This window comes from Vagococcus sp. WN80Y (assembly GCF_059621045.1).
In genome coordinates, this window is record NZ_JCAQHY010000108.1 from 1 (window position 1) to 14,390 (window position 14,390).

Annotated in this window: 15 protein-coding genes; 6 read left to right on the top strand and 9 right to left on the bottom strand. The window is 34.8% G+C overall.

Annotation, left to right across the window (positions count from 1 at the left end; genetic code table 11):
* Positions 1-277: 277 nt before the first annotated feature.
* Positions 278-589 carry a hypothetical protein gene (locus AC5KOD_RS04005; RefSeq protein WP_496913245.1) on the top strand — a complete coding sequence of 104 codons (312 nt, stop codon included), beginning with the start codon at positions 278-280 and terminating at the stop codon, positions 587-589.
* A 145-nt stretch (positions 590-734) separates the two neighbouring features.
* Positions 735-1,148, top strand: a complete 414-nt coding sequence (locus AC5KOD_RS04010; protein ID WP_496913246.1) for a hypothetical protein — start codon at positions 735-737, stop codon at positions 1,146-1,148.
* A 690-nt stretch (positions 1,149-1,838) separates the two neighbouring features.
* Here AC5KOD_RS04010 and AC5KOD_RS04015 read toward each other — a convergent pair.
* The 9 genes from AC5KOD_RS04015 to AC5KOD_RS04055 all read right to left on the bottom strand — a co-directional run bounded on the left by AC5KOD_RS04015 (position 1,839) and on the right by AC5KOD_RS04055 (position 11,390).
* Positions 1,839-2,114 carry a hypothetical protein gene (locus AC5KOD_RS04015; protein WP_496913247.1) on the bottom strand — a complete coding sequence of 92 codons (276 nt, stop codon included), beginning with the start codon at positions 2,112-2,114 and terminating at the stop codon, positions 1,839-1,841.
* A 186-nt stretch (positions 2,115-2,300) separates the two neighbouring features.
* The gene (locus AC5KOD_RS04020) at positions 2,301-2,993 is read right to left on the bottom strand and encodes a YdeJ family lipoprotein (protein WP_496913248.1); all 693 of its coding nucleotides are present in this window, start codon (positions 2,991-2,993) and stop codon (positions 2,301-2,303) included.
* A 289-nt stretch (positions 2,994-3,282) separates the two neighbouring features.
* On the bottom strand, positions 3,283-5,484 hold the full coding sequence (locus AC5KOD_RS04025) for an alpha-galactosidase (protein WP_496913249.1): 2,202 nt from the start codon (positions 5,482-5,484) through the stop codon (positions 3,283-3,285).
* 16 nt (positions 5,485-5,500) lie between these two features.
* Positions 5,501-6,328: a carbohydrate ABC transporter permease gene (locus tag AC5KOD_RS04030; protein ID WP_496913250.1), complete on the bottom strand. Its 828-nt coding sequence runs from the start codon at positions 6,326-6,328 to the stop codon at positions 5,501-5,503.
* A gap of 11 nt (positions 6,329-6,339) precedes the next feature.
* Complete coding sequence (locus tag AC5KOD_RS04035; protein ID WP_496913251.1) at positions 6,340-7,233, bottom strand: carbohydrate ABC transporter permease; 894 nt, start codon at positions 7,231-7,233, stop codon at positions 6,340-6,342.
* 22 nt (positions 7,234-7,255) lie between these two features.
* On the bottom strand, positions 7,256-8,515 hold the full coding sequence (locus AC5KOD_RS04040) for an ABC transporter substrate-binding protein (RefSeq protein WP_496913252.1): 1,260 nt from the start codon (positions 8,513-8,515) through the stop codon (positions 7,256-7,258).
* Between the two features lie 127 nt (positions 8,516-8,642).
* Positions 8,643-9,476, bottom strand: a complete 834-nt coding sequence (locus AC5KOD_RS04045) for an AraC family transcriptional regulator (RefSeq protein ID WP_496913253.1) — start codon at positions 9,474-9,476, stop codon at positions 8,643-8,645.
* A 424-nt stretch (positions 9,477-9,900) separates the two neighbouring features.
* Positions 9,901-10,893: a hypothetical protein gene (locus AC5KOD_RS04050; RefSeq protein ID WP_496913254.1), complete on the bottom strand. Its 993-nt coding sequence runs from the start codon at positions 10,891-10,893 to the stop codon at positions 9,901-9,903.
* Complete coding sequence (locus tag AC5KOD_RS04055) at positions 10,890-11,390, bottom strand: 5-bromo-4-chloroindolyl phosphate hydrolysis family protein (RefSeq protein ID WP_496913255.1); 501 nt, start codon at positions 11,388-11,390, stop codon at positions 10,890-10,892. The genes AC5KOD_RS04050 and AC5KOD_RS04055 overlap by 4 nt, the downstream gene beginning before the upstream one ends.
* 128 nt (positions 11,391-11,518) lie before the next feature.
* On the opposite strand from AC5KOD_RS04055, the gene AC5KOD_RS04060 reads away from it, so the two are divergent.
* The 4 genes from AC5KOD_RS04060 to AC5KOD_RS04075 all read left to right on the top strand — a co-directional run bounded on the left by AC5KOD_RS04060 (position 11,519) and on the right by AC5KOD_RS04075 (position 14,005).
* Positions 11,519-11,884, top strand: coding sequence for a hypothetical protein (locus AC5KOD_RS04060; RefSeq protein WP_496913256.1), 366 nt, complete (start codon positions 11,519-11,521; stop codon positions 11,882-11,884).
* A 41-nt stretch (positions 11,885-11,925) separates the two neighbouring features.
* Complete coding sequence (locus AC5KOD_RS04065) at positions 11,926-12,279, top strand: hypothetical protein (protein ID WP_496913257.1); 354 nt, start codon at positions 11,926-11,928, stop codon at positions 12,277-12,279.
* A 276-nt stretch (positions 12,280-12,555) separates the two neighbouring features.
* A complete protein-coding gene (locus AC5KOD_RS04070; protein WP_496913258.1) occupies positions 12,556-13,152 on the top strand; it encodes an HTH domain-containing protein in 597 nt (198 codons plus the stop codon).
* A 244-nt stretch (positions 13,153-13,396) separates the two neighbouring features.
* Positions 13,397-14,005, top strand: a complete 609-nt coding sequence (locus AC5KOD_RS04075) for a hypothetical protein (protein ID WP_496913259.1) — start codon at positions 13,397-13,399, stop codon at positions 14,003-14,005.
* Positions 14,006-14,390: the final 385 nt, after the last annotated feature.

The window sequence follows — 14,390 nt, forward strand, 5'->3', positions numbered from 1 at the left end:
TATTATATTCACCATTTGGACAACAGATAAACCCTACGAAGTTCGTTTAACTTGTGAAACAGATACCTAGAAAAAATTTGTATTCTTCTCTAGGTTTATTTATGTTGCATTAAAAATCAAAACAAACCATTTTAAAATAGTTCAGTTTTTACTTGACCTTTTTATAGCTGGCTTATAATCATTAGTGTACAGCATAAAGCAACTAAATGAATTTATTTTTTTGATAAGAGAATAGAAATACGGATATTTTATAACTATTAATGAGGAGGAGCTAACAATGAGTGAAACGGTGAAGGATATTTTAAAATGGAAGGAAACTAAACAAGATTATGGATTGGGAATAGATGGCTATGTGTGGTTTTTTATGGAATTAATCGATAATTATTTAGCGAAAGTTAAGGGGAAGGAACGAAATATAAAAATGGTTACGTTGCATAAATTCGATGAAGAAGCAATTGGATACGTGATACATCAGCTTTTTATCATTAACGAACAGGCAGCAAATGATCTTATGGATGGGCTTGGAGTAAAAGAGCCATATATTTCTGACGAGAATAGAGTGCATTTAGAACCTAAATCACATTTTTAAGCGAATAGACAAATCAAAAATCTATGACAACAGACATTCTAGAAAGGGGGATTTAGCTATTTTTTCGCTTCTCATCCGTATTATCTAATTCCATGAGAAACTTGTTAAAATCAGAGTGGTTCATTCGAAATAAGGAGGATAAATAATGTTCTACAAATTAAAACTAAACCCGAATAACAAGAAATCAATCATTAGAATTATTATTTTCGTTCTTCTGCTGCTCCCTCTGGCTTATGTTCTCGGTCAACTCCTTCCCTTTCTTGTTATTTTCGGTTTATTTATTACGTTAAAACTTATAGAGTCCAAGTCAACACTTTATTTTCTTGAAGATAAGTATGTATTCAAAACAGCGTTTAAAGAATATGTCTATGATAGACAGGACTTCTATTTAGAGGGAGCTGGAAAATCTTATCTTTCTAGTGAAGAGGATTCCCCGTATTTCCAACTTAAAATTATTGATAAGAGGACGAATAGTGCTGCTAGGGCTATCTGTATGTCTGTGTCTGAAAGACAATACAGTGAAATAATGAAAAAATTAAATGATCTTAAGGAGTTATAATTCTTCATTAAAATCTTTAAGTATTTAAACGCTGGAACGGTATCTGCCTGCGGTTTTCTTATCTTAGGATGGCTTAATAGTTAGTGTGTTTCAATTCCAATAAAAGCACCCATGTGAACGAGACGAGTGACGATATTAGTGGCTAATCTAACTCAAATTATATTAGGGATAAAACAATAACAACTAATAAAAACCATAGCTTAAAGGCTAAGTAAGTGAGAGGGAATAAAGAAAGAATCCCTAACCAAAAGGCAGAAGTATGTTTCCTTTTTATTCCATATCTGATTGAAAGAATGGAAGGAATTAGTAATGTTAACGATACTAAAATCAATATAATATGAATGAGGGTGTATTTTATGAGAAAAAGTCCTTTATTGAAAATTATATCATACAGCTTTATTTTTATTATCTCAGGAAATAAAAAGAGGGTTGGATAGGAGCCAACGCCCAAGGAGAAATTGATGGGGACAAAAACATATCTCATTTGAACGGATGAGACGCCATCATCATTCTCTAATTAAATTGTAGCGCAAAAAAAAAGAAATAAGTTGTCAATAATTTTACATTGATGTAAAAAAAATGGGAAGAGAAGAGGGGATTTACGACAATAAAAAGCCCTAAAATGATGTCAACATTAACAGGGCCAGTGAAAGAAGTTAAGCGGTTTAGACTGAGTTAGAATTAAGAAAATTAACACGAGGGCAAATCGAGCAGAGGATCATACTCATGATTAACTGAAAGGATTTTTGATTGGATGTATGATTCCTTGAAGATAGGCTCGACAATTTCAACCTCAAAAAAGCGACCATCTTCATCAAAAAAGTAGAAAAGTTCACCTAAATCTAAATAGGTGGTCAATGTTTCAATTGAGAGATAGTCACCCTGTTCTAACCTCACTTGATAAATTTCTTCAGTAGATTCGAAAGTTTGGTATGAGCGACAGACATTAGTAATTCGATTAATCATAGTATACGCCTCCTTTTCGTTAATTTTAACAAATAAGAGAAGAGTGAAAAAAAGAGTTGCTTGTCAATTTTTACAAAAAAAATTGTAAATAGTGAACTAGCTAATGAGTTAGGTGATCGAAACGTCAACTATTACTAAAATTGATAACAATAAAAGACGCCTATACGTTAGGCGTCAAGAATTATATTAAAAATTGAGCATCATCACTTCGATGAGCCTTTTTACTGATTCGGGGTTTCCTGCGGGAACATCGACTATTTTTGTGTTGTCTAAAACCCATTGTGATGCTTCTGTGAGAAACTTCTTGTCGTTCGCTTGTTCTTCACTATACTGCCAGTGCATAGGCGTCGGGTAAACGGTCACGGTTCCGTTATGATTACTTGCGTATATCACACTTCCTTGAAAACTAGCATTTCCTGAAAGATGAATGACATTGGTAGGATAAGTTGGGGTTCCTTCTGCATAGGCATTAATAAGGGAACCAGCAGCTATTAACTCTACATTGAGATTAAAATTGAAATCAGGATCATCCAAATAGCTGATGTAGTCACTTCCTAGAACCGCAAGCCACACTCGAGCGTATTCTATTTCTGAGTCAGTGTAAGGTAAGAGAATGTCAGGTAAATTTCGTTGATTCTCAACGGGTTTAGACTTCTCCTTAGATGACGTGGAAGAAAGAGAACTATCGGGTAGTGAAGTTGACGATACGGGACTGGAAATACTAGAATCTGGTTGAGATTTTGAGACATGGCTTTCCATTTTAGACGTATAAGACGAATCAGTTTTTACCTGTTTTTCTTTTTGACTGTTTGAAGAGCAGGCTGAAAAGAAGAGTGAAGAGACAAATCCAATTGATAATAATGTAATAAATTTTTTCAAGGCAATACTCCTTCTCTCGATTTAATGATGTTTTATATGTCAATATTATTACATGTATATGTTTTTAGTGTTACGCGAAATGAAGAAGTTAATAAAAACTTAAAGTATTCCTTAGCAAATTAATTTGTTCATCAACAATGTTGAGACTTCCCTTCTCTCATTAACCAAAGGTCAAAAACTTCGATGATTCGTGACAAATCGCATGGCTATTAGCTCTAAAGCTATTGTTGATAGGTATCATTGTGAAAATCATGTGTTCAGCACCAATAAAAGTTGTGTGAGCACATCTCTATACTTGCTTAAAATAAGTGAAGGTACTCTCGAAATCGCCATAAGGCTGTTGATGATGCTTACTTTGAATATAGTATCCCATGTTCATTAGCTCATCACCGTACATCTTCCGCCCCTGTTCATCTTGATAGACGGCATGTTCTTTAAGTCCTGCTAATCGCATAATGTTCAAAACAGGCGAAGCTGAGGATAAAATTTGACAGTAAAATGCCAAGGCTTCTGATTTATCAGGAGAGACAAATATCCAGGCGGCCTGATTCGTTTCAAATGGTGAGATCAATCGATAAAAATCCCCATATTGAATGAGTTTTCGATGATGTTTATAGTGTTCAATTTGTTCTTTAATTGCGTTTTGTTCGGCTTTCGACAAAGTTAATACATTTAATTCATAGCCCAGTAGCCCTGACATTGCGACATCTCCTCTGGTTTTAAGAGAGGTGATACGGCCATTCTGGTGATTGGGGGAAGCAGAGACATGAGCTGCCATTGACGAGATTGGATAAGCTAAACTGGTCCCGTATTGAATTTTTAGCCGTTCAATCGCATCGGTATTATCACTTGTCCAAGTTTGAGGCATGTAATAAAGCATCCCTAGATCATAACGACCACCACCACCAGAACAACTTTCAAATAAAATAGTCGGAAACGTTTCGGTCAATCTTGCTAATAATTCATAAAGACCTAAGACATAGCGATGAGCAGCTTCTTTTTGTCTGTGAGCGGGAAGTTCACTGGAATAAGTCTCTGAAAAGTTTCGATTCATATCCCATTTTACATAGGAAATCGCTGCACTAGTTAACACGCTAGACAATCGTTCAAATAAGTAATCTCTTACGTCTGATCGACCTAAGTCTAAAATTTGTTGATTTCTAGCCAGAGATACCTCTTTTTTTTGATTATGAATAACCCAGTCTGGATGGGCTTGATATAGCTTACTATTGGGCGACACCATTTCTGGCTCAAACCATAAACCGAAGCTAATGCCAAGCTCCCGTGCTTTTTTTGTTAATAAGTTTAACCCATTTGGCAGTTTTTCTTGGTTGATAAACCAGTCTCCTAAGCTTGATGTATCATCATTTCGGTGGCCAAACCAGCCATCATCTAAGACAAAGCATTCGATACCTAAAGCACTACTTGCCTCCATTAATGCCACAATTTTTGTTTCATCAAAATCCATATAAGTAGCTTCCCAGTTGTTCAATAAAACTGGACGATTTTTTTGTCTATAGGTTGATTGAATCAGATGGTGATTAATGAAGTGGTGTAAGTGTTGAGATAAGCCTGTTAAGCCGTCTATAGAAAAACTTAAAATAGCTTCTGGTGTGTAAAAAAGGTCTCTTGGCTTTAATTCCCAGTCAAAAGTCTCCGCATTTATACCAGACTGAATACGCAACTGAGAATATGAATCTTTCTGAATAATCATTTCATGATTGCCACTATACACTAAGGAGACCCCATAGGCTTTGCCAGTTGATTCAGTTGTTGTGGGGTCACAAATAATAAAAAAGGGATTTTGATTGTGACTACTAGTTCCTCTAGCGCTCGCCAATCGTTTCATACCAGAATTAATGGGCTCCCTAACAATTTGTCGTTCTTTCCCCCACGTACCGGGCAATTGAATTAACTCTAGATCAGACTCGGCAAAGTCAAGACTCATTGATTTAAGATTATTCAGCATAATCGGTTGAGTTGCTTGATTTTCTACACTGACTTTTCTCACAATGATGGGGAAATCTCTAAAGATTGTATAATATAAGGTTATGCCTACTTTTGACACATTATCTTCAAGTCGAATTAGTAACGTTTCTGCGGTGTCTTTTTTTCCATGACAATAAGGCATATCTGTAAGAGGCACAATCCCTTTAATAATTTGATGATCAACGTATTGACACTGAGAATTGTTACTGCCATCTGGGTAAGTCAGCTCAAAAGCTGATGAACGATAATCCCCTTGATTCGCTCCAGGGAATTCTTGCAGTAACGAAGCCAGACTATAGTCATTTGCTGTATCACTGGGAATATTAGGGGAAAAAGACCCTCTTGTTTTCTCTGGATAGTCTCGACCACCAGAATAGACACTAATTTTTTTACCATAATATTTTTGAATTAAGTGTCCGTGTTGAACCTGAAACACATAACTCACATACTCATTTTTTAAGTGAAAGGTTTGCGTCGTATCATTAACGTGTATTAGCTTCATTTGTTAGTCTCCATTACTATAATTTGCCTCCAGAAGTGGCAATACCCTCGATAAATTTTTTCTGAAAAATAATAAATAAAAGAATCATTGGCCAAATTGCCAATAATGATCCGGCCATTAATTGTGGGAAATGAGTGGTGTACTGACCTTGTAAATTCGCCAAACCTGAGGATAACGTCATCTTATCTATTGACATATTCACAACTAATGGCCACATTAAATCTTTAAAAGCAAACAAGCCAGTGAAAATTGCTAAGGCAATTAATCCTGATTTTGCAAGTGGCAACATGATTTTGAAAAAAGTTTGCCAAACATTACATCCATCTAGCTTCGCTGCCTCCTCTAGTTCATCTGGTAAGCTTAAGAAAAATTGTCTTAATAAAAACGTTCCAAAAGCACTGACAATTCCTGGTAATATCAAGGCGGGAATTGAGTTTAATAAATTCATTTTCTGTACAAGCAAATATTGGGGCACAATAAAAATTTGTGTTGGAATCATCATCTGTAGTAATACTAATGAAAAAAAGGCGTTTCTACCTGGAAATTCGAGTTTTGCACAGGCGTAAGCGGCCATGGCACTGAATAAAACAGACCCAACTATTCTAAAGGCAATCATCAAAAAAGTATTGACGTATAGTGCCATAAAAGGTAGTTTACCTAAAACAACTGAAAAGTTGCTCCACTGAAATGATTCTGGAAGAATCGTAGGAGGAATCTTCACTGATTCTGTTAATGTTTTTCCTGATGTTAAAATCATCCAAACAAAGGGCATCACCATGAGAAGCGAACCGATTATTAATAAAGCATGAATGATTAATTGACGTTTATTGTTTAATTTTTTCAACGTTATCCCTCCTAATAATTAACCCATTTTTTCTGTATTTTTACTTGAACGACCGTGACAATCATAATGATTAATAACAATATCATTACAATCGCTGAGCCATAGCCTTTATCATTCATAATGAACGAATGCTTGTAGAAGAGATAAACCAAAGACTGAGTTTGTGTTAAAGCAGCATTGGTCTTATCAATCATCATAAAAATTAAATCAAATACTTGAAGTGAATTAATAATGGTTGTCACTAAAACAAAGAATAATGTAGGAGTGACTAAAGGCAATGTAATTGAGAAAAATTGCTTTAGTGGACTTGCTCCATCGATATCAGCCGATTCATAATAATCTCGGGGGATTTCTTGCAAGCCAGAAAGTAATAACACCATATTGTAACCAACAGTACTCCAAATTCCGACAATCGCTATCGCTATAATGGCTGTTTTGGGATTTGTTAACCAATTGGGACCAATGATGCCTATTTTACTCAATAAGTGATTAATGATCCCGTAATCAGAGTTAAATAACCACCGCCAAATCATTGCAACAGCAGCAGGCGTTGCTACGACGGGTAAAAAGAATAATGTCCGGTAAACGGAAATTCCTTTGATTTTTTGATTCATTAACACCGCGGCTAACATGGACAACACGATAATAAACGGAACAGCAATTACCGTATAAAGTAACGTATTAACAACGGCTTGTAAAACTTCTTTGTCAGCAAAAAGCTTTTGATAATTTACCAGACCCGCCCATGATGTTTTACCAAAACCACCCGATGTTTGAAAACTCAAAATCAGGGTTTGAATAGCTGGAATTATGTTTAAGATGAGCAGTCCAATTAAGGTGGGGGCTATTAAAAGCCAGCCCCATATCACCTGTTCCTTTTCATATTTTTTTCTTTTAAACGTCATGTCGATCTTCCTTTATAATGGTCTATTTTAGAATGCTATCAACTTCAGTTGCGATGGTTTTTGTCACCTCGTCTACTGATTTTTTGCCATTTAATAAATCGGCTAAATTATCTGTTTCAATTGTTTCAACTTTGATCGTTTCCTTTGAGAAGGGACGAATAACAGAGTAGTCCATCATATCGATGTAGGCCTTAATATTAAATTCTTTCGCACTATCAACCCATTTATCAGCAGAGCCTTCGTAGGCAGGAATGGCTGAACCAGCCTCAGCAGAAATTAGGTTGGCTTCTTCAGACCCTAAAAATTCAACAAATTTAACTGCGGCCTCTTTATTTTTCGATGAAGCTGAAACAGCATTTCCTAATCCGTTATAAACGGAAGCTTGTTTTTTCCCTTTTGGTAAAACAGCGACATCCGTATTTTCTACCATATAATCATTTGCTTTGAAATCAGCTAACATCCAAGAACCGAATAATCCCATTCCTAAACGCCCAGATTGCATAAATGAAACGGGTTTATTTTCGGCCATTTGGTCAGCTGTGGGTGAAACCTTCTCTTTGTTGATTAGGTTTGCATAAAATTGCAAAGCTTCTTTAGTAGCTGTGTTTGTAATCTCTGATTTTGTTCGATCCTTATTTAATATCTCGCCATCGTTTTGGTAAATAAAATTCCAATAGCCTTCATGGCCATTATTGGGAGCGGCAAAGCCATAAATTTCTTTTTCGGGATTGGTTATTTTTTTAGCAGCCGCTAGCAAATCATCCCATGTCCAGTTCTCATTTGGATAATCAAGCCCTGCGTCATCAAAAAGTGTTTTATTGTACCAAAGCCCAATCGTATCGATATCTTTTGGTATGGCATATTGTTTATTATCTAATGAATAGAGTTCCGTAATTTCTTTAGGAAATTTCTTCAAATCGACAGCTTTCTCAGTTGAAGCTGTTAGATCTAGTAAAATATCGTTACTCATGTAACGGTAAGCTTCATTTGAGTGCATCCAGAATACATCTGGTAAACTCGCTCCTGTTGCTGCAGCATCAAGCTTAGTCCAATATTGATCCCAAGGAGTCACCTCAACATTAACCTTAATGCTCGGGTTTTTCTTTTCAAACTCAGAGGCCATTTTTTTCATTCCGGGTTCTTGGTTTGTATCCCAAATGGCGTAAGTAATGGTTGCATTTTTATCTTTACTGGTTGATTTTTTTTCTTCTGAAGAACACCCCATCAAAACTCCACCAACTAATGCTAAAGCTAACCCTCGTAGTAACCATTTCTTTTTCATGATATTCCCTCTACTTTCCTTTTGATAGTTAAATAATATCATAAAGCGTTTTCATTTCAGATGGCTAAATTTTAGAGGTATTTAACCTGATTTTAGGTAAACAAAAAAGCTGATGGTAATAATCAGCTCAATGTTGGCCTTTATATTGGGAGGGCGATTGCCCAAATTGTTGTTTAAAGGCCCGTGAAAATGAGTGGATACTTTCATATCCAACTAAATCAGCTACTTCCGAAACGGTCGCATTACCAAGCTCCAATAAAATTGAGGCCTTTTGTAATCGAAATTCTTTTAAATAACCGATGGGTGTAACGCCTAATTCATCCTTGATAACTTGACTCAAATAAGAAGGATTTAAGTTCATAGATTGGGCGATACTAGTAATTGTCAGCTCTTTTAGATAAAAGCTATTTCGAACATACAGCATGAATGACTCACTATATTTTCGTTTCATATTCTCATTTTCCCGATATTTTGCAATAGAGCCTCCTCCATTTAAGCAACTAATTAAATGAAAAAACCGGGCATAACGGGAAAGAGACATTGAATAATCAAAATGAGGAGAGTGGATTAAAGTCTCGAACAACACTCTTAGATGTTCATTTTCAGTATTCACTAGTCCAATATCTGTTTTTTCATCAATAAAACGACTAAGCAACAACTCATCTACTTTTGTCCCATCAAATCCTAACCAATAGTATTCCCAAGGTTCCTCTTCATCTGCTTTATAGTAAGTTAATTCATTGGGACGAATTAAAAAGAAATTATTTTCTTTTAGTCGATAGACGTTATCTCGTGTTTTAAATGTTCCTTTCCCACTGACTATATAGTGGACAACGTAATGCTCTCGCATATTTGGTCCATAGGAATGTAGCGGGCTGCACACTTCATGCCCGACATTAAAAAAATAAAAATCTGTGAAAATCTCTGCATTCATAAATAAGTCACGATAATCGCGTTCCATTTACATCCCCCTCTGCCTCTCAACTAATCACAAAAAAAGAAGTTTACTCCGAGCAATCGAAATCAACTTCTTATAATATAATATATCTATTAGGAGATTACGAGTAAAGCTACTTTTAATCGTTTATAGTAGAAACGAGGATGGGATTCTACTGACAATTTTGGTAAAATAATAGTATCAAATCATCTATTAAAATCAAGTCGCTATATTAAGGTATTTGACAATAGGCTAGATAGTTGTTGATTATCATAGGCTGTCTAACCTGCTTGAAAACAACGTTATATAATATATCTTTTTTCTTCAATGATATAATAATTCAAGCAAGTAACTCAGCATATGATAACGATCAGTGGAGTCCAGATTATTGAGACAATTAACTTTTCTTAACTGAGAGTTTTTTTTATTGACTGGTTAGTTGTGTGGGCTATGGTTCTTTTTTGTTTACTTCTAATTCAAATGTATGATCTATCCAGTTCAACATTGACTGAGTCCCGTCAAATAATTGGGAGAATTTGTCGAGTTCGACCAAATTATCTTTATCAGAAGTTTGACTACTTTCTTCATAAGTCATGGTGCCATAAAAGTGAGCTGATTGTTGGACATAGGCACCAACACCGTCAGGGAAAAGCCAATATTTATACAAGGTTACAAATGTTTGCGGAATCTCTTTACCCTGTTCATCTAACAGATTGTGACTTAAAGCTGTATTAACAATCAATCCTGTCTGAACTTGACCTATCTTTGGCAGCGGAAAAACGTCATAAAAGGCACCATCTTCTTTCGCTACTTGCAGATTAAGATTATCTATGATATTTCCTGAGATATAAACACTGACATAGTTATCTTGTTTATAAGCGGTATCTTCATAAAAAGTAAGCTTATGGGTTGTTTGATCATAATCATCAAGATATTTTGTTAATTGAAATTTATAAGAGGCAAGTCGATCGACGCTTGCCTCTTGGTATTTATGAGTCACTCCTTCAGTTGCTTTGATTTCTAACTCTTTAGAAAAATCTTCGTGCAATGAGTGATGAGCATTATTTATCTTCAGGGAGTAGCCATTACCAAAATTAATAGCATTTTTAGTGACTTTAGTCGTATACGGTTTAGCAGTTTCATAATCGGGCTTGTATTCTGTTTTTATTCCTTTTTCCCTTAGGGCTAAAACATTTTTATAGTCAAGAGAGTCGTCTATTTCTTTCATTTGATTGTTGTATGTGTCCAATGCAGAATCGAGAGTTGAGAGAGAATGCTCCATTTGCTTAGGTAAAACAACTAATGAAACTAATAGGATGCCACTTATTAATAATACACCAACAATGAAGGCAATTTTTATTTTTTGACTGACGAAGACTCTAAGCTTAATTTTTTCGAATAAGTCATCAAATTCTTTTGAGAAAGAAGGGTCATTTTTCATTTCAAAAACTCCTTTACTTGCTCAATTTCGTCTTGTCTTTCCAAGTTTAACTTTTGAAAATCTCTTTCAATGGTGTGACAAATTGACGTTAAAACATCAGTGGAGTGTTCATCATGTGCAGCATATTTTTCGAGTACCAGCTGCAAGCTAGGTAAATTTCGATAAAGAAAATGATCGAATTGGGTTAAATCTCTAGGGTCATCCATGAGATGTTTGAAAATCTCTTTAGCTTTTTCGACTGTTTGACGGAGTGTTTGATTATTTTTGAGTCCTGTATTGATCTCTATCATTTTTTCTATGCGAATGATGTACGATTTCGCCTCTTTCATTTCTGTTTTAAAGAGAACGAGTTCTGAGTCGCTAAGCTGATTCTTCTCTTGAAATTCTTTGACTGCTTTCTTTTGTAAAAGGCGTAACCGTTTAAGTTTGATTAATTGGGTGGCGGATAGTATTAATACGAGACTGAGAATGATGAGTGTAAAGTAAAAGTAGTACATGGTGTGTTCCTCCAGTAAGCTTAGAGTGATCTGCTTCACAGTATAATTATAACTTTTAATGTAAAAAATTCAATGTTATAAACAAGCGTTTTATGATATCATCTAATAAAAACGTAAGGAAGATTGTTATGAAAAAATCACCCTCTTTTTTTTATACATTGACGGTTAGCTTGCTGATTGTCGGTTATTTTATCATAAAACGACTAATCACTCGTTATTTTTGGACGCCTCTATTTGTGAAAAAGGGAATTTCTCCAACGTATTATACGTATGATCCTGATTATTCAGATTCACTTGGTGTCCTTAATTATTATGGTGATGAGATTAGTTTTGCAGTGGTCTTTTTTATTGTGTCAACGATCCTCAATGTTCTGTTCTATCGGTTCCTTAAAACGGAAGAGCACTCACCAAAACTATCAGTTATTGCACAAATGATAATAGTGCTTGTCTTTCTCTTAAAATTATACACATCTAAGTTTTTTTCTCTGTTTTAGAGGGGGTTATTTTAAGAATAGACAGATTGGAAGTATGACACATGTTGAATAAACTAAAGCGCTACATAGAGATTTTTTGTAATTTAACGATTTTAAATAAGTTTTATGTGGCTAGTGCCGTTATTTTAGGCGCAAGTGTATTTGCTATAAGTGGTTATATGTCACTGACTTCTTACCACGGTAGTTTTTATGTTAAGAATCGCGGAAATGGCAGCCCGCTGATGTTAGTTTGTTGTTTAATTGTGCTTGCCTGTTGCTTTTATGGTATGGTTCAGAATTATCGGATTAAACGTAAAAGTGGCTTTTGTCTAGCTTTATTGGTTAGCTTTGTCTTAGCAATTATTATTTTCTTTGCCATAAAGGACATTTTAGCGTTTTATTTTAATTACCTTTAAGGAGGTGAAGCAAAGAATCGTCCATCAACTCCACTAAAAAAGAGAACCTCTCCATTTTTTGATATAATGTAAGTGTAAGCTAACATAATCAAAAAGGAGTGGCTTTTTTGATAAAAACTATGAGAAGCAAGGTTTTCTTTTGCTAAAGCCTAAACAAACACTACAGTGGAGATTACAATGGGAATAATTACTAGAAGGCTTAAAATTCATCCCTTTGAAAATAACGATATAGATGATATTTTAGAGAGTTGTAAAATATTTTAGGGGGGAAAAGAAATGATACTAGAAAGACAATTAGACGTTTTAATTTTTTTGTATAATTCAAATGATTGGATAACAAGCCATGAGCTTTCTCTTCATTTTAATCTAAATAAAAAAACGATTCAAAATGATATTAAAGACTTAACTCAATTTTTTTCAGATGATCTTGTTGTACGAACTAGTAAAAGTAAAGGTTATTACATAGAATACATTTCTGAAAAAGCCAAAAAAATGATTATTATGGAATTGAATGAAAAAACTAGTGAAAATTCTTTGTTGCCACAGCATTCTTCCATTATTCTTTATCTTCTTTTTCTCAAAAACCCAATCACAATGCAAGAACTAGCTGATAAATTTTTTATGTCAAAAGCAGCTATCAATTTAGAGTTAGAAATCATAAAACGATGGATGAGTCGCTATGAAGGAATTCATTTGGAAATAAATAGGAAAAATGGTGTGATAGTTTATGCGGATGAGCAGGTAAAACGTCTTTATTGTGCAAAAAATGGGTCAATATATGCATTTAAAAATCTTCCTTTTCCTCACGAATTAATGAAAGAATATGAGCATTATTTCGTTACTGTAAAAAAATATTATCTGAATGTTGTATAAAATTTCAGTACGTAATTACAGGAGAAGAGTTAGAAAAAAACACAAGATTTATTACAATTTCTATTATTAGAAGTCTCATGGGATATAGAAAAGAAGTTAATGTGATCGTAACGTAGTGAAGTAGTCTAGGACAACGAAAAGAGTTTAGCGAGTAGCTTTTTGTAGCGCATTTGTCACATAATATTCTTGTAATATGGCTGTGATATAATAGATTGTATCACAAGGTTATAAGGAGGAATTAATGATGGGGATTGAAGAGTTAGCAATGGAAGCCGTTCATACAAATGTGGAATATACAAATTTAGATAATTCTCCAGTTGTCAGAGTAACAAAAAAGGATAAACTTATGGCATTTGATGAAAACACCTATGCTAAAGTATCCGATTTTTCTTTTCATAATGGAACTATAGAAGTAAAAATGTTAAGCCGTTTATTACCAGATGCACCAGATTTTGCTCGTGGTTTCATTGGAATTGCTTTTAGAATTAATGAAGATGATACTAATTTTGAATCTTTCTATGTCAGACCTACTAATGGACGTATAAAAGATCCAGTGAGAAAAAATCGAGGAGTTCAATATTTTTCTTACCCCAATTATACGTTTGATTTTTTTAGAAACCTTGGAATAAGTGAGTTTGAGGGACCAGCCGATATTGGGCTTGATGAATGGATCAACTTAAAAGCTGTTATAAATGATTCTAAGGGAACGTTCTATGTTAATGACATGGAGCATCCTGTATTGATAGTTGAGGATATGAAGTTAGGCGGCGATATGCGTGGCTCTGTAGGCTTATTTGTTGATATTGGTACAGACGGTTATTTTAAAGAGTTGAAAATTGAAAAAAGCGATTGAACTTGTTTTTTTCAGTTAGTCACTATCATGTTATATAATCGCAAGTTATTAGTTAACAATCAACAACTGACACTTGATTGATTATTTTTGTATAAAGAGGCACACCTAACCTAAAAAGGATATGAGACAACATGAAGTGTGGGTGGGAATCAGGTACGAGACAATGTGTTAGTGCTACCCCGCTTACTCCATAAAAAAATCCCCCTCCTCACAACTTTTTGCGAGGAGGGGGAAGTTATATAAATGATGTTATTTAATGAAAAAAGGTATTGACAGCGTTTTCGTTTAATTGTACACTGTGGGCGTTAGGAACGACCCAGACAATTACATACAAACCATTGGCTACTATCTCCGGGGTTGGCGCCCCAGAGGCAGTATGAAGCCT

Coding starts and splice junctions, on each gene's coding strand:
- AC5KOD_RS04005 (WP_496913245.1), top strand. CDS start 278: ATGAGTGAAACGGTGAAGGATATTTTAAAATGGAAGGAAACTAAACAA.
- AC5KOD_RS04010 (WP_496913246.1), top strand. CDS start 735: ATGTTCTACAAATTAAAACTAAACCCGAATAACAAGAAATCAATCATT.
- AC5KOD_RS04015 (WP_496913247.1), bottom strand. CDS start 2,114: ATGATTAATCGAATTACTAATGTCTGTCGCTCATACCAAACTTTCGAA.
- AC5KOD_RS04025 (WP_496913249.1), bottom strand. CDS start 5,484: ATGAAGCTAATACACGTTAATGATACGACGCAAACCTTTCACTTAAAA.
- AC5KOD_RS04035 (WP_496913251.1), bottom strand. CDS start 7,233: ATGACGTTTAAAAGAAAAAAATATGAAAAGGAACAGGTGATATGGGGC.
- AC5KOD_RS04040 (WP_496913252.1), bottom strand. CDS start 8,515: ATGAAAAAGAAATGGTTACTACGAGGGTTAGCTTTAGCATTAGTTGGT.
- AC5KOD_RS04045 (WP_496913253.1), bottom strand. CDS start 9,476: ATGGAACGCGATTATCGTGACTTATTTATGAATGCAGAGATTTTCACA.
- AC5KOD_RS04050 (WP_496913254.1), bottom strand. CDS start 10,893: ATGAAAAATGACCCTTCTTTCTCAAAAGAATTTGATGACTTATTCGAA.
- AC5KOD_RS04055 (WP_496913255.1), bottom strand. CDS start 11,390: ATGTACTACTTTTACTTTACACTCATCATTCTCAGTCTCGTATTAATA.
- AC5KOD_RS04060 (WP_496913256.1), top strand. CDS start 11,519: ATGAAAAAATCACCCTCTTTTTTTTATACATTGACGGTTAGCTTGCTG.
- AC5KOD_RS04065 (WP_496913257.1), top strand. CDS start 11,926: ATGTTGAATAAACTAAAGCGCTACATAGAGATTTTTTGTAATTTAACG.
- AC5KOD_RS04070 (WP_496913258.1), top strand. CDS start 12,556: ATGATACTAGAAAGACAATTAGACGTTTTAATTTTTTTGTATAATTCA.
- AC5KOD_RS04075 (WP_496913259.1), top strand. CDS start 13,397: ATGGGGATTGAAGAGTTAGCAATGGAAGCCGTTCATACAAATGTGGAA.